At 62.4% G+C, this 17,870-nt stretch carries 25 protein-coding genes; 16 read left to right on the forward strand and 9 right to left on the reverse strand.

What is annotated here, in order from left to right; all coding sequences use genetic code 11:
- Positions 1-7 precede the first annotated feature (7 nt).
- From GOX53_RS15945 to GOX53_RS16005, 13 genes are all read left to right on the forward strand, one after another.
- Positions 8-508, forward strand: coding sequence for a GNAT family N-acetyltransferase (locus GOX53_RS15945; protein ID WP_171178020.1), 501 nt, complete (start codon positions 8-10; stop codon positions 506-508).
- A complete protein-coding gene (locus tag GOX53_RS15950; RefSeq protein WP_171178022.1) occupies positions 505-1,059 on the forward strand; it encodes a GNAT family N-acetyltransferase in 555 nt (184 codons plus the stop codon). The genes GOX53_RS15945 and GOX53_RS15950 overlap by 4 nt, the downstream gene beginning before the upstream one ends.
- Entirely contained in the window at positions 1,056-1,592 is a 537-nt protein-coding gene (locus tag GOX53_RS15955) for a GNAT family N-acetyltransferase (protein WP_171178024.1), read from the forward strand. Before GOX53_RS15950 ends, GOX53_RS15955 begins: the two co-directional genes overlap by 4 nt.
- Positions 1,589-2,128, forward strand: coding sequence for a GNAT family N-acetyltransferase (locus GOX53_RS15960; protein ID WP_171178026.1), 540 nt, complete (start codon positions 1,589-1,591; stop codon positions 2,126-2,128). Before GOX53_RS15955 ends, GOX53_RS15960 begins: the two co-directional genes overlap by 4 nt.
- On the forward strand, positions 2,125-2,694 hold the full coding sequence (locus GOX53_RS15965; protein ID WP_171178028.1) for a GNAT family N-acetyltransferase: 570 nt from the start codon (positions 2,125-2,127) through the stop codon (positions 2,692-2,694). The genes GOX53_RS15960 and GOX53_RS15965 overlap by 4 nt, the downstream gene beginning before the upstream one ends.
- Position 2,695: 1 nt before the next feature.
- Positions 2,696-3,301 carry a GNAT family N-acetyltransferase gene (locus GOX53_RS15970; protein WP_171178030.1) on the forward strand — a complete coding sequence of 202 codons (606 nt, stop codon included), beginning with the start codon at positions 2,696-2,698 and terminating at the stop codon, positions 3,299-3,301.
- Positions 3,258-3,602 (forward strand): chorismate mutase, encoded by a 345-nt coding sequence (locus tag GOX53_RS15975; RefSeq protein WP_171178032.1) that lies wholly within the window; start codon positions 3,258-3,260, stop codon positions 3,600-3,602. Before GOX53_RS15970 ends, GOX53_RS15975 begins: the two co-directional genes overlap by 44 nt.
- A gap of 40 nt (positions 3,603-3,642) precedes the next feature.
- Positions 3,643-4,029 (forward strand): 30S ribosomal protein S16, encoded by a 387-nt coding sequence (rpsP, locus tag GOX53_RS15980; protein ID WP_171178034.1) that lies wholly within the window; start codon positions 3,643-3,645, stop codon positions 4,027-4,029.
- 11 nt (positions 4,030-4,040) lie between these two features.
- Positions 4,041-4,676: a 5,6-dimethylbenzimidazole synthase gene (gene bluB / locus GOX53_RS15985; protein WP_171178036.1), complete on the forward strand. Its 636-nt coding sequence runs from the start codon at positions 4,041-4,043 to the stop codon at positions 4,674-4,676.
- 6 nt (positions 4,677-4,682) lie between these two features.
- Complete coding sequence (locus tag GOX53_RS15990; RefSeq protein WP_171178038.1) at positions 4,683-4,826, forward strand: hypothetical protein; 144 nt, start codon at positions 4,683-4,685, stop codon at positions 4,824-4,826.
- Positions 4,823-5,326: a ribosome maturation factor RimM gene (gene rimM, locus GOX53_RS15995; RefSeq protein WP_171178040.1), complete on the forward strand. Its 504-nt coding sequence runs from the start codon at positions 4,823-4,825 to the stop codon at positions 5,324-5,326. The genes GOX53_RS15990 and rimM overlap by 4 nt, the downstream gene beginning before the upstream one ends.
- A 3-nt stretch (positions 5,327-5,329) precedes the next feature.
- Positions 5,330-6,139 carry a tRNA (guanosine(37)-N1)-methyltransferase TrmD gene (gene trmD / locus GOX53_RS16000; RefSeq protein WP_171178042.1) on the forward strand — a complete coding sequence of 270 codons (810 nt, stop codon included), beginning with the start codon at positions 5,330-5,332 and terminating at the stop codon, positions 6,137-6,139.
- Positions 6,140-6,311: 172 nt separating this feature from the next.
- A complete protein-coding gene (locus tag GOX53_RS16005) occupies positions 6,312-6,734 on the forward strand; it encodes a hypothetical protein (protein ID WP_171178044.1) in 423 nt (140 codons plus the stop codon).
- Between the two features lie 21 nt (positions 6,735-6,755).
- Here GOX53_RS16005 and GOX53_RS16010 read toward each other — a convergent pair whose 3' ends face one another.
- Positions 6,756-7,562: a glycoside hydrolase family 25 protein gene (locus GOX53_RS16010; RefSeq protein WP_171178046.1), complete on the reverse strand. Its 807-nt coding sequence runs from the start codon at positions 7,560-7,562 to the stop codon at positions 6,756-6,758.
- 409 nt (positions 7,563-7,971) lie between these two features.
- Between GOX53_RS16010 and rplS the strand changes: the two genes are divergently transcribed.
- A complete protein-coding gene (rplS, locus tag GOX53_RS16015; protein WP_171178047.1) occupies positions 7,972-8,355 on the forward strand; it encodes a 50S ribosomal protein L19 in 384 nt (127 codons plus the stop codon).
- An 11-nt stretch (positions 8,356-8,366) separates the two neighbouring features.
- Positions 8,367-8,588: a 50S ribosomal protein L31 gene (gene rpmE, locus GOX53_RS16020; protein ID WP_171178049.1), complete on the forward strand. Its 222-nt coding sequence runs from the start codon at positions 8,367-8,369 to the stop codon at positions 8,586-8,588.
- A 112-nt stretch (positions 8,589-8,700) separates the two neighbouring features.
- Here the strand turns inward: rpmE and GOX53_RS16025 are convergent, their stop codons facing one another.
- Positions 8,701-9,033 (reverse strand): YegP family protein, encoded by a 333-nt coding sequence (locus GOX53_RS16025; RefSeq protein WP_171178050.1) that lies wholly within the window; start codon positions 9,031-9,033, stop codon positions 8,701-8,703.
- Positions 9,034-9,328: 295 nt separating this feature from the next.
- Here GOX53_RS16025 and GOX53_RS16030 point away from each other — a divergent pair, with 295 nt between their 5' ends.
- Complete coding sequence (locus GOX53_RS16030; protein WP_171178053.1) at positions 9,329-10,138, forward strand: division plane positioning ATPase MipZ; 810 nt, start codon at positions 9,329-9,331, stop codon at positions 10,136-10,138.
- Positions 10,139-10,340: 202 nt separating this feature from the next.
- Here the strand turns inward: GOX53_RS16030 and GOX53_RS16035 are convergent, their stop codons facing one another.
- From GOX53_RS16035 to GOX53_RS16065, 7 genes are read right to left on the reverse strand one after another with little or no spacing between them, the layout of a single operon-like run.
- Positions 10,341-11,276, reverse strand: coding sequence for a 3-hydroxyacyl-CoA dehydrogenase NAD-binding domain-containing protein (locus tag GOX53_RS16035; RefSeq protein WP_171178055.1), 936 nt, complete (start codon positions 11,274-11,276; stop codon positions 10,341-10,343).
- Positions 11,276-12,016, reverse strand: a complete 741-nt coding sequence (locus GOX53_RS16040) for an SDR family NAD(P)-dependent oxidoreductase (protein WP_171178057.1) — start codon at positions 12,014-12,016, stop codon at positions 11,276-11,278. The genes GOX53_RS16035 and GOX53_RS16040 overlap by 1 nt, the downstream gene beginning before the upstream one ends.
- Positions 12,016-13,434, reverse strand: coding sequence for an aminobutyraldehyde dehydrogenase (locus GOX53_RS16045; RefSeq protein ID WP_171178059.1), 1,419 nt, complete (start codon positions 13,432-13,434; stop codon positions 12,016-12,018). Before GOX53_RS16045 ends, GOX53_RS16040 begins: the two co-directional genes overlap by 1 nt.
- A gap of 12 nt (positions 13,435-13,446) precedes the next feature.
- Positions 13,447-14,382, reverse strand: a complete 936-nt coding sequence (locus tag GOX53_RS16050) for a 3-keto-5-aminohexanoate cleavage protein (RefSeq protein ID WP_171178061.1) — start codon at positions 14,380-14,382, stop codon at positions 13,447-13,449.
- Positions 14,383-14,392: 10 nt separating this feature from the next.
- Complete coding sequence (locus GOX53_RS16055) at positions 14,393-15,193, reverse strand: SDR family NAD(P)-dependent oxidoreductase (RefSeq protein WP_171178063.1); 801 nt, start codon at positions 15,191-15,193, stop codon at positions 14,393-14,395.
- Complete coding sequence (betC, locus tag GOX53_RS16060) at positions 15,177-16,718, reverse strand: choline-sulfatase (RefSeq protein ID WP_171178065.1); 1,542 nt, start codon at positions 16,716-16,718, stop codon at positions 15,177-15,179. The genes GOX53_RS16055 and betC overlap by 17 nt, the downstream gene beginning before the upstream one ends.
- Positions 16,715-17,854, reverse strand: a complete 1,140-nt coding sequence (locus tag GOX53_RS16065; protein WP_171178067.1) for an SRPBCC family protein — start codon at positions 17,852-17,854, stop codon at positions 16,715-16,717. The genes betC and GOX53_RS16065 overlap by 4 nt, the downstream gene beginning before the upstream one ends.
- Positions 17,855-17,870: the final 16 nt, after the last annotated feature.

Here is a 17,870-nt window from a genome sequence, read left to right on the forward strand (position 1 = left end):
GCGCCTTATGCTGCGCCATCACGTCATGTCGGACTTTGAGCCGCTGAGTGACCTGATGGCCAGTCGGCGTGCGCAGTTCATGGGAGGGCCGTTTTCGGCTAAGGACAGCTGGTACATGGTCGCCGCCGAGGTTGGCAGCTGGTCCTTGCTGGGCCATGGCAGCTGGGCGATTGAACGGCGCGCGGACAGTGCCCTGGTCGGGCAGGTCGGCATCAACAGGCCCGCACATTTCCCGGAAGTCGAAATCGGATGGGTATTGCTCGACGGTTTCGAGGGCCATGGTTACGCGACCGAGGCCGCACTCGCCGCTCTGGATTGGGCCTGGGCCGAACTGCCGGTCAAGACCATCGTCAGCTACATCACGCCGGGCAACAACCGCTCGGTCGCAGTCGCCGAACGGCTTGGCGCCGAGCCGGACCCCAAGGCCCCACTGCCCACCGGGGAAACGCGGGACGAAACAATCGTCTACCGGCATGCGGCCCGGGGCCGAGTGGAGGCCTGTGCATGACCGGCCTGTCCCTGAACATCCCACGGCTCGAGACCGAGCGTCTGATCCTGCGCGCGCCCTGCGAGGCGGATCTGGATGCTGAGGCCGAGTTCTTTGCCTCGGATGCCTCGAAGTTTGTCGGCGGGCCGAAGCGCCCGGATGAGACCTGGCGCTCGATTGCGATGTTGCTCGGCCATTGGGCCCTGCGCGGCTATGGGTTCTGGGGGGTCGAGGAGAAGGACACTGGCACTTATGCCGGCCATGTCGGCCTATGGTTCCCGCATAGCTGGCCCGAGCCGGAAATTGGCTGGACCCTGATGAACACCGCGACCGGTAAGGGGTACGCGACCGAGGCCGCGCTGGCCGCGCGCGCCCATGCCTATGACGTGCTGGGATGGGAAACTGCGATCTCGCTGATCGACCCGGCGAACACTGCCAGCCGGGCGGTGGCCGAGCGGCTGGGCGCGACCTTCGACTACACCTATGAACACCCTGCGTTCGGCACCATGCAGGTCTGGCGCCACCCCGACCCGGGCGATCTGGTGAATGGCGGGATGGAGGCCTACGCATGATCGACCTCCAGATCCCCACCCTGAAAACCGACCGCCTGATCCTGCGTGGCCCCGAGGCGCGCGATTTCGACAATGTTGCCGCGTTCTTTGCTGACAAGGACCGTAGCTGGGGCTTTGGCGGGCCGCTGGGCCGCAACGAGGCGTGGCGGTGGTACGCCAGCATGATCGGCCATTGGGTTCTGCATGGCTACGGCTTCTGGATGGCTGAAACCCGTGACGGCCAGCCTGTGGGCTTTGTCGGCATCTGGGCCCCCGAGGGTTGGCCGGAACCGGAGCTGGGCTGGGTCATGTTCGAGGGCGCCGAGGGCAAGGGCTATGCCCGCGAGGCCGCCGAAGAGGTGCGCCGCTTTGCCTATGAGGTGCTGGGCTTCGACACGCTCAGCTCGAATATCTTCCCGGGCAATGACCGCTCGGTCGCGTTGGCCGAACGCATGGGGGCATGGTTCGAGCGCAGCTACGAAAACGTCACCCACGGCACCGAGATGGTTTATCGCCACCCCGGCCCGGAACAGCTGGCGGAGGGGGAGGCATGACCGGCTTTTCTCCGTCAAACCCGACCCTCGAAACCGAGCGTCTGATCCTGCGCAAACCTGCCGGGCGCGACACCGACGCGATGCTGCAACTCTTTCAGAGCGACCGAGCGGTTCATATTGGCGGGCCCTATTCGCTGGGACGCGCCTGGCGGCACTTTGCCTCTGAAATCGGCCACTGGGACATTCTTGGATTTGGCATGTGGGCCGTGACCGCCAAAGACGATGACCAGATCCTGGGCATGGTCGGTCCGTGGTGTCCGGCGGACTGGCCGGAGAATGAAATCGGTTGGCTGGTTCTGCCCGAGGCCGAAGGCAAAGGTATTGCCTTCGATGCGGCGCAGGCCGCGATACTGCACGCGTTTGATGTGCTGGGATGGGAAACGGCGGTCAGCTATATCGATGCCGACAATGCGCGATCGATTGCTCTGGCCGAACGGCTGGGCGCAACGCTCGATCCGGATGCGCCTCAACCGAAGATCGACACACCGTGCCTGGTCTACCGGCATCCGCGCCCGATCGCAGGAGGTGCGGCATGAGCTTTGCCTGCGAACTCCCCATCAAGGGGCCAGCCGCCGACCGCGCCGCTGCGATGGCCGCGCAAATCCCGGTGCTGGAGACCAAGCGTCTGCGCCTGCGCGCGCCCGTGCTGACGGATTTCCCGGCCTATGCCGAGATCGCCTGCAGCCCCCGCGGCGCGTATCTGGGCGTCTCGTCGCGCAAGGACGCGTGGTATGATTTCGCCAACACGGTGGCTGGGTGGCTGCTGCGCGGGCATGGGTTGTGGTCCGTTGAAACCCATGACGGCGTCCTGCTGGGCTTTGTCGTGATCGGGTTCGAACCCGGCGACGAGGAACCCGAACTGGGCTTTGTGATGACCAAAGCGGGTGAAGGGCACGGCTATGCCGCCGAGGCCGCGCGCGCCGCGCGCGATTTCGCCTTCGGCACGCTGAAGCTGCCCTCGCTTGTCAGCTATATCGACGCCGACAACGCCCGCTCGATCGCGCTGGCCAAACGGCTGGGCGCGTATCAGGACGGTGTGATCCGTGAGGCGGGCGAACCCGAGGCCTTCATCTTTCGCCACCCTCTGCCGGGGGAGGTGTGAGATGAGCGCACAGAACATCCCCACCCTCGAAACCCGGCGCCTGATCCTGCGCGGCCCCGAGCCGCAGGACTATCCGGATTTCAAGGCCACCTTCACCAGCTACCGCGCGCGTTTCATGGGCGGGCCGCTGAATACTTATGAATCGTGGATGCTCTACGCCGCCGAGATCGGCCACTGGCAGATCCGCGGCTATGGTATGTGGATGATCCACGACAAGGCCACGGACGAAACCTATGGCATGGCCGGCGGCTGGAAACCCGCAGGCTGGCCCGAGGCCGAGATCGCCTGGGTGATCTGGCCTGAGGCAGCAGGCAAGGGCTATGCGCTTGAGGCCACCCACGCGGCGCGCGCCTATTTCTACGGCACGCTCGGCTGGGACTGCGCCGTCAGCTATATCGACCCCAAGAATCTGGACTCGATCCGGCTGGCCGAACGGCTGGGGGCCAAAAAGGACCATGACGCCGCCACCATCGACGGCAGTGACGCAGTCTACCGCCATCCCACACCCGCCGAACTGACCGGAACCCAGCTTGGCGACGGGATCGAGATGGAGATCTCGCACTATGCCGACCCGCTCTTCAAACCGAAAGGATGGGCCCTTGACTGAACACAAGTCCGATCCCGTGGCCCGCGCCGCCAAACTGCTGGCCGAGCACCGCGACAGCATCGACCGGCTGGACGCGATCCTTGTCTACACCCTGGGCGAACGGTTCAAGCACACCCAGTCGGTGGGCAGGCTGAAAGCGGCACACGACCTTCCCCCGTCCGATCCCGCGCGCGAAGCGGCGCAGATCGCACGGCTAGAAGACCTGGCGAAAAAGGCCGACCTGGATCCCGATTTCGCCAAGGCTTTCCTGAACTTCATCATTCAGGAAGTCATCCGACACCATAAGAAACACCAGGAATAACCGGCTCATACCCGGTCAACGCCATCAAAGGAGAAACACCATGGCAATGAAAATCCGTTTGGCCCGTGGCGGCTCGAAAAAGCGTCCCTTCTACCGCATCGTAGCTGCCGACAGCCGCATGCCGCGCGACGGCCGTTTCATCGAAAAGCTGGGTACCTACAACCCGCTGCTGCCGAAAGACAGCGAAGAGCGTGTGAAGATGAACATGGAGCGCATTCAGTACTGGCTGGATCAGGGCGCACAGCCCACCGACCGGATCGCCCGCATGCTGGAAGCTGCCGGTGTTCGCGAAAAGGCCGAGCGCAGCAACCCCAACAAGGGCACCCCGGGCAAGAAGGCCCAGGAACGCGCTGAAGAGAAAGCCGCCAAGGCTGCTGATGCCGCCGAGGCCGCAGCTGCCCCGGCAGAAGAAGCCGCCGAAGAATAAGCGGGGCCTGCGTGCAGGATCAGGCTTTCAGTGACGATTTCCGCACGCAGTTCGATCTGCTGATGCGGCTCCGGCGCGATGTGCGCCGGTTCCGCACCGATCCGGTGGACGAGGCGGTGTTGACGCGCTGCCTCGACACCTTTCGCCTGGCCCCTTCGGTGGGGCTGAGCGAACCCTGGCGCGTGCTCCGCGTCGCAAGCGATGCGGCCCGCGCTGCCGCTTTGAAGAATTATCAGACTGCCAATGCGCAGGCGCTGTCGGGCTATTGCGGCGACCGCGCGCGGCAGTACAGCCGGCTGAAGTTGTCGGGAATGCAGGACGCCCCGGTGCAACTGGCCGTCTTTTGCGATGACGCCACCGGCAAGGGCCACGGGCTGGGCGCCAAGACCATGCCCGAGATGCGCCGTTATTCGGTGGTGACCGCCGTCACGCTTTTCTGGCTCAGCCTGCGGGCGGAGGGGCTGGGACTGGGCTGGGTGTCGATCCTCGACCCCGAGCAACTGGCCCGCGATCTGGACGTACCCCAAGGCTGGCGCCTGATCGGGTATTTCTGCGTTGGCTGGCCGCAGGAGGTCTCTGAGACGCCGGAACTTGAAACCGAGGGCTGGGAAATGCGTGACAAAACCCTGTTGATCGAGACACGGTGAGGGCAGATGTTCAGACCGATCCGATTTGTCCTGCTGATCGCAATCGCCTTTATCGTCGGCGTGTTCTATGAGCGCAACGCCCACGGCGAGCGCTGCGCCGAGGCCGGTGGCCGGGTCGTGTCCAACCTGTGTGAAGGAGGACAGAGATGAGCGATCTTGTCTGCGTCGGTGCCGTCGCCGGGTCGTTCGGGGTGCGCGGCGAGGTGCGGCTGAAAAGCTTCTGCGCCGTGCCGGAGGATATCGAGGCCTACTCGCCCCTGACCGATGAAACCGGCAAGGACAGCTATCCGGTCATCCTGACCCGTGCGGTCAAGAACGGCTTTGCCGCGCGGCTGGGAGGGATCGAGACCAAGGAACAGGCCGACGCGATCAAGGGCCTGCGCCTTTATGCCCGGCGCGATCAGTTGCCCTCGCTGCCGGATAACGAATACTACCATGCCGATCTGATCGGGCTCGAGGTCTATGACACCGGCGGCACACTAATCGGCCATGTCAAGGCGGTGCAGAACCACGGCGCCTCGGATCTGCTGGAGATCCAGGGGCCGGGGCTGAAATCGACCGTGCTGCTGCCGTTTACATTGGCCGCCGTGCCGACCGTCGATCTGGGCAAGGGCCGCATCATTGCCGACCCGCCCGAGGGGCTGTTCTGAATCATGTCCGACACGCCCGCCAAATCCCACGGACGCAAGGCGATCCGCCCCACGTTGAAACCGCGCGAACTGATGACACCGACGCCGGACCTGGTGGACGTTTGGAAGGCCAAGATCGTCACCCTGTTTCCCACCGCCTTTCCCGGCGTGCTGGGCGAAAGCCTGACCGGCAAGGCGCTGCAGGAGGGGCTGTGGCAGCTTGAGACCATCGATCTGCGCGAGTTCGGTATCGGCAAGCACCGCAATGTGGATGACACGCCTGCGGGCGGCGGCGCGGGCATGGTATTGCGCGCCGACGTGCTGGGCGCGGCAATCGAGCAGGCGATGGTCGGGGTGCAAGGAAACTGGCCGCTGATCTACCTCAGCCCACGCGGCAGGCCGATGGACCAGACGCTGATGCAGAACCTCGCCCGCTGCGACGGTGTCACCCTGCTCTGTGGCCGGTTCGAAGGTGTCGACGAGCGGGTGCTGGAGCATTACGGCGTCCAGGAGGTCAGTCTGGGCGATTTCGTCATGACCGGCGGCGAGATCGCGGCACAGGCGCTTATCGACGCCACTGTGCGGCTGATCCCCGGGGTTCTGGGCAATCAAGCCTCGGCTGAGGAGGAGAGCTTTTCCTCGGGCCTGCTGGAACATCCGCAATACACCCGCCCCGCCGAATGGCAGGGCCGCCCGATCCCCGAGGTTCTGATGTCCGGCCATCACGGACGCATCGCCGACTGGCGGCACCAGATGTCGGAAGAGATCACCAAGGCCCGCAGGCCCGACCTGTGGGCGCGGCACCAGCAGTCGAAGGATGGCGAAACCGACTGAGGTTTTGCCAACCCACACAGGAATCCCGGTCCATTTTCACGCTTCATGTGGACTGGACGCTACGGAGTCCGGGATTCTCGGCATATGCTGCTTCAAGTTGTGCCAAAGCCGCGATAACACATCTTGAACTTTTAAAGGCCGCGCGATTCGAAAGCGGTCCGAAGGGGAATGGATGAAAAAGATATTGTTAGGAGCTTTGGTGCTCATAACGGCGTGCGGGCGGCTGCCCGGCCCGTCGATTCCGATGCAATCCGGTCATAACCTGCATTCCGCCCGCGCCGCCGTGCAGGCGTGTTCGGCCCATGCAGACCGAGGCGGGAAAAGTGCCGTTGTTGGCGGGTATGTCAGCAGCATCATTCTGGCCGGTGTGATTGTCGGACCGATCGTCGTCGCCTCGAACCAGCGCAACATTCGAGCGCATGGTGAGGTGGACGGAGTGGACCGCTGTCTGTCCAAGCGCGGGTTCGAACGGCGTGATCTGACTTCGAACGAGGTCGCCCGGCTGAGCAACAGCACGCCGGAGCAGCGCGAGCGGATTCTCGACCACCTCGTCGGCGGCGGCAATATCGACACGTTTGGTCTGCCCTCGGTTTAAGCCCGGAACCACGTGGCGCCCTTATGGGGCAGGCGCGCCTGAGACCCAGCGCGACCAGCTGTCTGGGCCGCCACGGAAGACGTTGATGTCCACCCGGCCACTGATACCGGGCACCAGACCGGTGCCGGTATATTGCCAAAAGGTCCAGGGCGCGCCGGGATAGACCTCACGCGGGTGCCCGGCCACAGAGCGCAGCCAGAACTCGGTGCCGCGCAGGCGTCCGATGCCGGTTTCCTGATAGAAATCGACCGTCGTGTAGACAATGGGCCGCCGCCCGTAATGCCGTTCGAGAATATCCAGGAACCGCCTGGCCTCGGCGCGGACCGTGGCGCCGTCGGGGCGCTTGCGGCAGGTGCGGGAGCGCGGGTTCCATTCCATGTCCAGCACATGCGGCAGGTCAGAGCCCTTGGGCACGTGCTGGATGAACCATCGCGCCTGCACATCAGCAGGACGGCAGAAGTAAAAATAATGGTATGCGCCCCAAGGCACCCCTGCTGAACGAGCGCCACGGCGGTGGTTCTCGAACATCGGGTCGGCCAGATCGCCGCCTTCGGTCGCCTTGATGAACGCGAAACTGACGCCCGAGGCACGGGCCGTCCGCCAGTCGATATCCCCCTGCCAGCGCGATATGTCGATGCCATGGACCGGATAGGACCCGGGCGCGCGGCCTTCCCATTCATGCGGATCGGCATCGCCGAACCTCGGATAGGTGAACAGAGACCCGGATGCCGCGGTCGCGGGTTGCACGGTTGGTCTCGGTTCAGGAGCGCGGCGGCCGCAAGAAACAAGAACAGCCATCATCAGAAGAAGGGACAAAACCAAACGCATCAAATCACTCCAAACGTCTTTGACAAATCGCTTTCCCCCTCGATGTCCAGAATGCGTGTTTGGCACCGAAAGACAATCGGCCATGACCCGGCTTGCCGGATTTCCGCCGCCCGGTCCGAATTTTTGCGCAGGAACCCGAACAACAGCCTGTTGAGGGCTTGATCCCCGACCGCAAATTCCCTAAACGAGGCCGGTCTGGAATCGCCTGCCGCGACTCCGGGTCTTTGATCTGTTGCGCAACTGCCTGCCCTGCTTTCTTCGGCACCCGGCGCGCGCCAGCGGATCGACGCAAAGGAACAGACGATCTGACCTCTGGCGGGCCGCCACATGCGGGACCCGGTGAAGACCAAGAGCTCTCAGGCCGCGCGCAACTTCGTGGATCAACCGCGAGCAAACAGGAGAAACTGCGATGGACCTGATCGCACAGCTCGAGGCGGAACAGATTGCCGCCCTGGGGAAGAACATCCCCGACTTCAAAGCCGGTGACACCATCCGTGTCGGCTATAAGGTGACCGAAGGGTCGCGCACCCGTGTGCAGAACTACGAAGGCGTCTGCATCGCGCGCAAGAACGGCGACGGCATCGCCGGATCGTTCACCGTCCGCAAAATCTCGTTCGGCGAAGGCGTGGAGCGTGTGTTCCCGCTGTATTCGACCAACATCGACAGCATCACCGTTGTCCGCCGTGGCCGCGTCCGTCGCGCCAAACTGTACTACCTGCGCTCGCGCCGTGGTAAGTCCGCGCGTATCGCAGAGGTTACCAACTACAAGCCCAAGGCTGGCGCCGAGGCGTAAGGAGCGGAAAGATGAAAAAAGACATCCATCCCGATTATCACCTCATCGACGTCAAGATGACCGATGGCACCGTGGTTCAGATGAAATCCACCTGGGGCGCAGAAGGCGACCAGCTGGCCCTGGAAATCGACCCGTCCTCGCATCCGGCCTGGACCGGCGGCGGCACCCGCCTGATGGACACCGGCGGCCGCGTGTCGAAGTTCAAGAAGAAATACGAAGGTCTGGGCTTCTGATCCCCGCCCCCTTCGGAAGATACAAGGCCGTCCCGGTGGGACGGCCTTTTCTTTTTTGTACCACCGGCAAACAGCGTCGCGGCACGTTATCTGGTTTCGATGGGCGGCAGGCTCAGGTGAGATCTTCCATCTTGGCGTCCGGTGCGTTTTTCTTCACGGACTCGATGCCGTTTTCGCGCGATGCCGTGCTTTCGTAGGTTTCGCTGGTGCCGATCACCTGCCCATTCGTCGCCTTGAGATTGAACATCGGCTTTCCGCTGCTGGTGTCCTTGCGCTCGTAGCGCCCGTCTTCCGGAGCGTTCTTGCGCACGGACTCGATGCCGTTCTCGGCACTGGCGCGCTGCTTGTAGCCCTCACTCGCCAGAATGATCTGACCGTTACCGGCCTTGAGACGGAACCGGAATTCGCCGGCCTTGTCCTTGTAAAGCTCGAATTTCCCAGCCATGAAGCACCACCTTTCTTTTCACTGTCATGATGTGTGAACCTTACCCAGCATTTCGCTGTTGGCAATCACCGACCGTTTCCGGGCGCGCGAAATCGCGCCTTTGCCCGGCGACGGCAGGGCATCCGTACCTGCCCTGGCGAAATCCACTTTCCGCCCCGTCACTGTTCCCTTAGCGCCGCATTGCCCTTTTTTGGTGGGTAAGATCGGCGTCTCACCGCTTCCCTTCCTTTGGCGCACAACATATAGTGTCCGGCAACAACGCGCAGGCAATCGCGCGAAGGCTGGGGACACAGGCATGGCACATATCATTGTGGTCGGAAACGAAAAAGGCGGCGCCGGGAAATCCACGGTCTCGATGCATGTGGGCACCGCACTGGCCCGGCTGGGGCACAAGGTCAGCTCGCTCGATCTGGATCTGCGCCAGCGCAGCCTGGGGCGTTACTTCGAGAACCGTCGCACCTTCATGAACGGCTCGGACCTGAACCTGCCCAGCCCCGACCATCATGACCTGCCCGAGATCGACCCGGCCTCGCTGAAACCCGGTGAGAATATCTATGACCACCGCCTGTCCGCCGCTGTTGCCACGCTGGAAAGCGACAGCGACTTCATCCTGATCGACTGCCCCGGATCGCACACGCGGCTCAGCCAGGTGGCGCATTCGCTGGCCGATACGCTGATCACGCCGCTCAACGACAGTTTCATCGACTTCGACCTGCTGGCCCGGATCGACGCCAAGGGCGAAAAGATCCTTGGCCCCTCAGTCTATTCCGAGATGGTGTGGAACGCCCGCCAGTTGCGGGCGCAGGCCGGGCTGAAGCCGATCGACTGGATCGTGGTCCGCAACCGCGTCGGCACCCAGCGGATGGTCAACAAAGAAAAGATGCAGCGCGCCATCGACATGCTGTCCAAGCGTATCGGGTTCCGCACCGCACCCGGCTTTTCCGAACGGGTGATCTTTCGCGAGCTGTTTCCGCGCGGCCTGACGCTGTTGGACCTCAAGGATATCGGGGTCAAGCAGCTCAACATCTCGAACATCGCAGCCCGGCAGGAATTGCGCGACATGATGAAAGCGCTCAGCCTGCCCGGGGTGGAGATCGATTTCTGAGCTTTGGCAGATTTGTTTATCTGATTTGCGGGTCTTCCACACCTTCGCTGCGACCGATGCGTGGGCGAGAACCGAGCTGCAACAAGCGCAGAAAGCGCGCCTGGGCAAATGCTGTAGTTTCGCAAGCGGACGTTAGCGCGGCTTGGCACTCAGGAGGGGGCAATCCCCAACTTCGAATCCCGCAATAGCCCTGCGCGCGTGGCTATTCCTTTTCCACATTTGCCAAAGCCATTTGCAGCTTCACGATTTTCGAGTCGCGCAGGGCGGCCAGTTTTTCGATGGACATATCGCCTATGGCTTCGCCAAGACCCTCAGCGAGCATTTCAGACACTTCGGGCGTGAGTTGTGGAGTACCGAGATCATCCCACCAGCCGTTGAACGTATCGGAAAAATGGTCACAGAAAGCAGCCAAACCGCCTGATCCGGCACCAAGACTAAAGAGCGTCGTCGGCCCCATTGCCGCCCACCGAAGCCCGGGGCCTGCGGACATGGCTTTGTCGACATCTCCTACGCTGGCCACACCGGATTGCACCAGATGGATCGCCTCGCGCCAGACGGCGGCCTGGAGACGGTTTGCCACGTGGCCCGGGACTTCTTTGTTCACGCGAATGGTGACCTTGCCGATATCCTTGTAGAATGCCTCGGCTGCGGAAACCACGCCTGGATCCGTAAGGTCATTTCCCATCACCTCGACCAGGGGGATCAGATGCGGGGGATTGAAAGGGTGGCCCAGAATGAAACGCCGGGGGTTTCCCCATCCGGCCTGCATCTGGCCTAGCGTCAGGCCAGAGGCCGAGCTTGCCACGACGGCATCCGGTTCGACAGCAGGTTCTATCTCCGCAAAGATGGCGTGTTTGATTGGCAAGCGTTCCGGGACGTTTTCCTGAATGAAGCTTGCACCTTCAGCAGCCTCGCGCGCCCAACGCACAAAGGTGACCCGATCCGGACTGCCTCTTGATGTCAGGCCCAACTCGCTCATGGTGTCCCAAGCCTGATCGATATAGGCACGCACGGCGTCCTGTGCGCCTTCGGCCGGGTCGTAAACCGCAACCGAACGGCCGGAGGCCAGGAACAGCGCCGTCCAGCTGGAGCCGATGGTCCCGGCCCCCAGCACGGCAGTGTGTGTGATATCAGCCATCAGAACAGACCCGTGTTGATTGGCGATGCGGCGGTCATGCCGCCGTCGATGGTGAACAGCTGCCCCGTAGCGAAACCCGCCTCGTCCGAGGCCAGCCAGACCGCCATGGCGGCGATGTCGGCGGGCTGGCCGAAGCGGCGGGTCGCGTGGCGTGCCAGCGCGTCCTGTCGTGCCGCGTGCGGATCATCCGACAGATCAAAGCCCGCCTCCAGCATGCCGGTTTCGATCCACCCCGGACAGATCGCATTGCAGCGGACACTGGGGCCATGATCCACCGCGATGGAGCGTGTCAGCCCATGCACAAAGGCCTTTGACGCGTTGTAGAGCGCCATCGAGGGGTCCGCGACCTTGCCGGATATCGACCCGATATTGATGATCGACGCCCCCTGAGGCATGACAGGGATGAACGCCCGGCACATGTTGAACACGCCGCGGCAATTGGCTCCGATAATCAGATTCCAATCGGCGTCAGTGCTGTCCACAACAGTCTTTTCCACCTGAACCCCGGCGTTGTTCACCAGGACATCGACGGGACCGACGGCCAGCGCCAGTTCCATGACCCGCTCTGCATCCGCAACGTCCGAGCTGTGCCAGGCGACAGCCTCCGGCAGACTTTCCGGCCGATCCCCGCGTCCACAGGTACTGACGGCTGCGCCTTCGGCCATGAAAGCCTCGACAATGCCGCGCCCGATGCCCTGACGGCCGCCGGTGATCAGCGCTTTTTTCCCCGCGAGCCGCATTAGTGCGCCACCATGACATGTCGGACCGAGGTATAGGCGTCCAGCGCATAGACGCTCATATCGCAGCCGGTGCCGGAGCCCTTCATCGCGGCCCAGGGCATTTCCGGCGTGCCCACGCCGTGGGTGTTGACCCATGCAAAACCGTAGCGCAGGCGACTGGTCATCTCCATCGCGCGGCCGACATTGGCGGTCCAGACAGAAGAAGCCAGACCGTACCGGCCTGTATTGGCGATGCGCAGGGCATCTTCGGCGTCGCGGAAGCGGGAGACGGAGACGACAGGGCCGAAGACCTCCCGTGTGGCAACTTCGGCGTCGTTGTCGACATTTGCCAGCACGGTCGGGTGGTAGAAATATCCGGCGCCCTCGCCCGCTGTGCCACCCGTCACAACCTCGCAGGATGCTCGGGCGCGGTCGACGAAGCCTGCAACGCGAGCGCGCTGGCTGGCCGAGATGACCGGCCCCATTTCCGTGCCCTCGGCCTTTTGCGCGCCGGTCTTGATCTGGTTGACCTGTGCCTCGATCGCGGCGACCAGCCTGTCATACACCCCGTCCTGGGCCAGCACGCGGCAGGGCTGGGCGCAGTCCTGACCGGCGTTGAAAAAGCTGCCATAGCGTATGGTTTCGGCAACGGCATCTATGTCTGCATCGTCAAAGACGATTACCGGGGCCTTGCCGCCCAGTTCCAGATGCACATGGCGGATCTGATTGCCCGCAGCCCGCATTGCCGCCATGCCGGTCGCGGAGCTTCCTGTCACAGTGATGGCCTCCATCTGCGGGCTGTTGATCAATTGATCGCCGATGGTCGGGCCAGCGCCGTGGATCACATTCAGAACGCCCTTGGGCAGAATTTCGTTCAGCAGTTCTGCAGCCCGCAAAGTCGACAGCGGCGTGAGTTCGGAGGGTTTCAGCACAACCGTACAGCCCGCTGCAATCGGTGCCGCCAATTTCCAAGCCGCCATCATCAGCGGATAGTTCCAGGGAGCAATGGCCGCAACGGGTCCAACAGGGTCCCGGCGGATCATGCTGGTATGGCCTGCGACGTATTCCCCTGCGGCGGAACCTGACATGGTCCGTGCCGCGCCGGCAAAGAAACGGAACGTGTCGATCGTCAGCGGCATTTCATCGTCGCGGGCCGAGGGCCATGGTTTTCCCGCGTCCAGGCTTTCGAGTTCGGCCAGTTCATCCTGATTTGCCTCCAGGCAATCCGAGACCGCCAGCAGCAACGCAGACCGTTCCGCAGGGGTACTACGCGAGAAGCCTTCGAAGGCTTCCTCAGAGGAACGCACAGCAGCCTCAACCTGTTCCGGGCTGGCTTCATGCACCTGGGCGATCTCGGACCCGGTGGCCGGGTCCATAATCGGCAACGCTGCGCCGTCTCCGGCAACCGGTTCGCCATTGATCAGCATGTTTGTCTGCATGTTTTCCCCCCTTCAGAATGCAACCTGATCGCCGCCCTTCAGTCCGAGCCGCAGGCGCGCCTCGGCTGGGCTGGCCACTTTGAGGCCCAGGTTTTCGATGATGTTGCGGATCTTCCTGACCTGCTGGGCGCTGGACACCGCCTTTTCCCCCGGCCCGATATACAGGCTGTCCTCCATCCCGACGCGAACGTTGCCGCCCAGCAAGGCGCTTTGGGTGGTAAAGGGCATCTGGAATCGTCCGGCGGCCAGAACCGACCATTCGTAATCGTCACCAAACAGCTTGTTGGCGATAGTGTGCATATGCATCAGATTGTCGAGATCGGCACCAACGCCCCCCAGAATCCCGAACACCATTTGCACAAAGATCGGGCCATCGATCCAACCCTGATCGCGGATCCAGGCAAGGTTATAGAGGTGGCCGAGGTCATAGCATTCGAATTCAAATCGGGTACCGTGACCCTGACCCAGTTCCTTTATGCAATATTCAATGTCCGCGAAGGTATTGCGAAAGATGAAGTCGCGGGTCATGTCGAGAAACTCGGGCTCCCACGCGTGTTTCCAGTTTGAGTATTTGTCCTTCATCGGGAAGATACCGAAATTCATCGAACCGATGTTCATGCTCGCCATTTCAGGCGAGGCTTTGGTGGCAGCACGCAGGCGTTCCTCACGCGTCATGCCCAGCCCGCCGCCGGTTGAGACATTCATCACCGCATCGGTTGCCTGTTTGATACGTGGAAGGAACTCCATGAACAGGTCCGGGTTCGGATCGGGCTTGCCGGTTTCCGGGTCCCGCGCGTGCAGGTGGATGATCGAGGCGCCGGCCTCGGCGGCCTCAATCGAGGCCGCCGCGATCTCGCTTGGCGTGATGGGCAGGTGCTCGGACATGGTGGGCGTGTGAATTCCGCCTGTCGGCGCGCAGGTGATGATCACAGACTTCTGCTTGGGCATGGCACTATCCTCAGAGCTTCATCTGCTGGACTTGCGCCGACAGGCCGCCGTCCAGTACCCACAGCTGGCCCGAGGCATAGCGTGCCTCATCCGAGGCCAGCCAGTTGACCAGATTGGCGATGTCATCCGGCGTGCCATAGGTGCGCATCGGGTGGACATCGCGCACCGCCTGCTGCAATTGGTCAATGGTCTTCCCGCCACCGCCGGAACCATCGCCCGTGAAGAAGCTTTGCAGCATCGGCGTGTCGATGTAGCCGGGGCAGATGGCATTGACGCGGATGCCCTCGGGGCCATGATCGCAGGCCATCGCACGAGTCAGCGCATGCACCGCCCCCTTGGTGGCGCAATAGGCCGCGAGGCCGGGGTCGGCGATGAACCCATCATAAGACCCGAAGTTGATGATCGAAGCCGAATGTCCCGACTGAGCGGCAGCACGCATCAGCGGCAGCGCGTATTTCGAGGTCAGGAACGTGCCGGTGCAGTTCACGGCAAAGCTGCGGTTCCATTCCTCAAGCGAGGTATCCTCAATGGTCTTTTCAATCTCGATCCCGGCAGCATTGACCAGAATGTCCAGCTTACCGGCCTCGGATTTGACCTGCTCCATCGCAGCGATTGCATCTGCCTCTTGGGTAACGTCCAGCTTGACGAAGATACTGCCATCCTCATCGTGCGCTGCCAGAGAGCCTTGCGGTGTGAGGTCGGCGGCATACACCCGGGCACCCTCGCGCAGGAAACGCGCGACAATTGCGCGGCCAATGCCTCCGCGGCCGCCGGCGACCAGTGCGGTTTTGCCTTCAAGACTTCCTGTCATCGGGGTTCCTCGGGTTCAGACGGTAATGTTCAGCGGCCACGGTCCAGTCCATGTGGTTGCGCACATATTGCTGGCTGGCGTCAGAGGGCGGGTTGTAATCCCAATGCTCTCCGGCCCCGGCATCCATCGCTGCCTGCAGGGCGCGGCGGGACTTTTGGGTGGCGATGACGTTGCGGCGGAGATTTTCGCTATCCCACCGCTCGGCCACCTCAGCCGCAAAGGAGACGGCGGCGTCCTTGTAGGCCGGATCAGCGGCAAGGTTTCTGGTCTCCAGTGGATCCTTCGTCAGATCATAGAGTTGCGGCGGATCGGGGTCACAATGGATGTATTTGAGCGGCCCGCGCCGGATCATGAAAACAGGATAGGGCGTCATCTCAGCACAGTATTCGCCAATCGCTTCGTCCACCGGGTTGGCTTCGCCTCGGGCCAACGGCAGCAGCGACCGACCATCTATCGGCTCGCCAAGGATGGCCATGTCGCCCCCAGCAAGCTCAATGAAGGTGGGCAGCAGGTCGAGCAGTGAGCAGGCATTGGATGCCGAGCCTTGCGCTATGCCTGCACCGGCCATCACGAGGGGCACCCGGGCGGAGTGTTCGAAGAAATTCATCTTGTACCACAGCCCGCGCTCACCCAGCATGTCGCCGTGGTCAGCCGTCACGATGACGACCGTGTTTTCACTTTCACCGATGTCATCAATTGTTTTAACGATTTCGCCGACCTTGCTGTCGAAGTAGCTGACATTGGCCAGATAGGCGCGGCGGGCGCGGCGCACCTCTTCTTCGCTCAAAGGGACAATGTCGGCTTCAATCCCGGCCATGACACGGCGCGAGAACGGATCCTGTTCCTCAAGTCCAGGAATATATTCGGGCATGGGGATGTCTTCACCGTCGTAAAGATCCCACCACTCAGGTGTCGCGACATAAGGGTCGTGCGGATGGATGAAGCTCGCCACCAGGCAAAAGGGCGTTTCATCCCTCGCCGCCCGCGCGCGGCCCCGGTCTATCAGCCACCGGCGCGCGGCAAATCCCACCTCATCGTCATAGTCGGTCTGGAAGGTGGCAACAGCGACACCGCTCTCCTTGACTGTTTCCATATTGTGGTACCACTTGTCGATCCGCTCATCCGGGGCCTCCCAATCCGGGGTCCAGGCGAAATCGGCCGGGTAGATGTCGGTGGTGACGCGGTCCTGAAATCCATGCTTCTGGTCGGGTCCGACAAAATGCATCTTGCCGGACAGGCAAGTGCGGTAGCCAAGCGCCGTGAGGTAATGCGCAAAGGTCGGCACCGATGCACGGAACTCGCTGGCATTGTCATAGGCGGCAATGCGGCTGATCAGTTGCGCGGACATGAAGGCAAAGCGCGAGGGCGCACAGAGCGGTGAGTTGCAATAGGCCGCATCGAACCGCATGCCGCGCGCCGCCAAAGCGTCGATATGCGGCGTCTTGACCACCGAATGGCCATAGGCGCCTGTCCAATGCGGCGCCAGTTGATCGGCCATGATGACAACGATGTTGGGTCGCGTCATCTGCCAGCCCCGGCATAGGCCTCGAGAACCAAGCCGTGAAAGTGGTGCACCGCGTGCTCGGATTTGCCCGACCCGGTTGGGTCGTTCACGATACGCCCTTGGGTGAAGGCGGGTGTATTCATGCCGCGCTGTACGCTCTCTACCAGGCTGATGTCTTCGACCTGCAGAACCTCGTCCAGATAACGGATCGCATCCAGCTCGGCTTCGTTGGGCTCGGGCGTTTCCAGGAAAAAGTCATAGGTTTCGAGAGTCCGGGCCGGGCCGACGGGAATGATGTTCAGAACAATCATGCTGGATCGCCCCGGATACCGCATCAGGCAGGTCGTCGGCCATAACCACCAGACCGCATGGGTGCGCACGGTCGCATTGGAGACATCGTAAGCGGAGTTCGCGGATTTCCCTGCATCCGCCATGTGGCTGGAATAAATCCCGTGCGTGGTCACCTTGTAGGTGTCCATGTCCACCAGATCGCAGAAGTCCTTGTGCGCCGTCGGGCAGTGATAGCATTCCAGGAAATTGTCGACGACGTTCTTCCAGTTCGACTTGATGTCATAGGTCAGCCGATGGCCAAAGGTCAGTTGGTCGATATCCGGGGCCCAATGCCGGATTTCGGTTTCCAGATTGCCGGACTGTTCCGCCAGGGACGCGGCAGATGGGTCCAGGTTGACGTAGACAAAACCGGCAAACTCCTCGACCTGCACCTGGTCGAGGCAGATCTCGCCGGTGCTGAAGTTGTCCAGATGCTCGGTTTCCGGCGCACGCACCAACTGGCCATCCAGCTTATACACCCAGGCATGGTACGGGCACATGATGCGGGTGGTGCTTCCCTCTCCTTTCAGCAGCTCATGCGCGCGGTGCTTGCAGACATTGTAAAAGGCCCGCAGCCTACCCTCGCGATCCCGGACCACGGCAATTGGCTGTCCGGCAATTTCGACGGTGAAGAACGACCCGGGAGCGCGCAGCTTTTCCACGTGGCAGACCCACTGCCAGGACTTGGCGATGATCTCACGCTGATCGGCCGCAAACCACTCCTGCCGGACATAAGCGTCAGCCTTCAGCGATTGCGAATTGCCTGCATCCGCTGAATATCCCTCGCCGATCGCCGAGAACTGAGCACTGGTCGGTAGGTCTGACATGCCGAACACTCCCTCG

It is taken from the genome of Ruegeria sp. HKCCD8929, assembly GCF_013031405.1.
In the GTDB taxonomy this organism is placed as follows: domain Bacteria; phylum Pseudomonadota; class Alphaproteobacteria; order Rhodobacterales; family Rhodobacteraceae; genus Ruegeria.

Coding starts and splice junctions, on each gene's coding strand:
- GOX53_RS15970 (WP_171178030.1), top strand. CDS start 2,696: ATGAGCGCACAGAACATCCCCACCCTCGAAACCCGGCGCCTGATCCTG.
- GOX53_RS15960 (WP_171178026.1), top strand. CDS start 1,589: ATGACCGGCTTTTCTCCGTCAAACCCGACCCTCGAAACCGAGCGTCTG.
- GOX53_RS16025 (WP_171178050.1), bottom strand. CDS start 9,033: ATGGCTGGGAAATTCGAGCTTTACAAGGACAAGGCCGGCGAATTCCGG.
- GOX53_RS15950 (WP_171178022.1), top strand. CDS start 505: ATGACCGGCCTGTCCCTGAACATCCCACGGCTCGAGACCGAGCGTCTG.
- GOX53_RS15945 (WP_171178020.1), top strand. CDS start 8: ATGCTGCGCCATCACGTCATGTCGGACTTTGAGCCGCTGAGTGACCTG.
- trmD (WP_171178042.1), top strand. CDS start 5,330: ATGTCCGACACGCCCGCCAAATCCCACGGACGCAAGGCGATCCGCCCC.
- GOX53_RS16050 (WP_171178061.1), bottom strand. CDS start 14,382: ATGCCCAAGCAGAAGTCTGTGATCATCACCTGCGCGCCGACAGGCGGA.
- GOX53_RS15955 (WP_171178024.1), top strand. CDS start 1,056: ATGATCGACCTCCAGATCCCCACCCTGAAAACCGACCGCCTGATCCTG.
- GOX53_RS16005 (WP_171178044.1), top strand. CDS start 6,312: ATGAAAAAGATATTGTTAGGAGCTTTGGTGCTCATAACGGCGTGCGGG.
- rpmE (WP_171178049.1), top strand. CDS start 8,367: ATGAAAAAAGACATCCATCCCGATTATCACCTCATCGACGTCAAGATG.
- GOX53_RS15965 (WP_171178028.1), top strand. CDS start 2,125: ATGAGCTTTGCCTGCGAACTCCCCATCAAGGGGCCAGCCGCCGACCGC.
- GOX53_RS16010 (WP_171178046.1), bottom strand. CDS start 7,562: ATGCGTTTGGTTTTGTCCCTTCTTCTGATGATGGCTGTTCTTGTTTCT.
- GOX53_RS16065 (WP_171178067.1), bottom strand. CDS start 17,854: ATGTCAGACCTACCGACCAGTGCTCAGTTCTCGGCGATCGGCGAGGGA.
- GOX53_RS16040 (WP_171178057.1), bottom strand. CDS start 12,016: ATGCGGCTCGCGGGGAAAAAAGCGCTGATCACCGGCGGCCGTCAGGGC.
- rimM (WP_171178040.1), top strand. CDS start 4,823: ATGAGCGATCTTGTCTGCGTCGGTGCCGTCGCCGGGTCGTTCGGGGTG.
- GOX53_RS16055 (WP_171178063.1), bottom strand. CDS start 15,193: ATGACAGGAAGTCTTGAAGGCAAAACCGCACTGGTCGCCGGCGGCCGC.
- GOX53_RS16030 (WP_171178053.1), top strand. CDS start 9,329: ATGGCACATATCATTGTGGTCGGAAACGAAAAAGGCGGCGCCGGGAAA.
- GOX53_RS15975 (WP_171178032.1), top strand. CDS start 3,258: ATGCCGACCCGCTCTTCAAACCGAAAGGATGGGCCCTTGACTGAACAC.
- betC (WP_171178065.1), bottom strand. CDS start 16,718: ATGACGCGACCCAACATCGTTGTCATCATGGCCGATCAACTGGCGCCG.
- GOX53_RS16035 (WP_171178055.1), bottom strand. CDS start 11,276: ATGGCTGATATCACACACACTGCCGTGCTGGGGGCCGGGACCATCGGC.
- GOX53_RS15990 (WP_171178038.1), top strand. CDS start 4,683: ATGTTCAGACCGATCCGATTTGTCCTGCTGATCGCAATCGCCTTTATC.
- rplS (WP_171178047.1), top strand. CDS start 7,972: ATGGACCTGATCGCACAGCTCGAGGCGGAACAGATTGCCGCCCTGGGG.
- GOX53_RS16045 (WP_171178059.1), bottom strand. CDS start 13,434: ATGCAGACAAACATGCTGATCAATGGCGAACCGGTTGCCGGAGACGGC.
- rpsP (WP_171178034.1), top strand. CDS start 3,643: ATGGCAATGAAAATCCGTTTGGCCCGTGGCGGCTCGAAAAAGCGTCCC.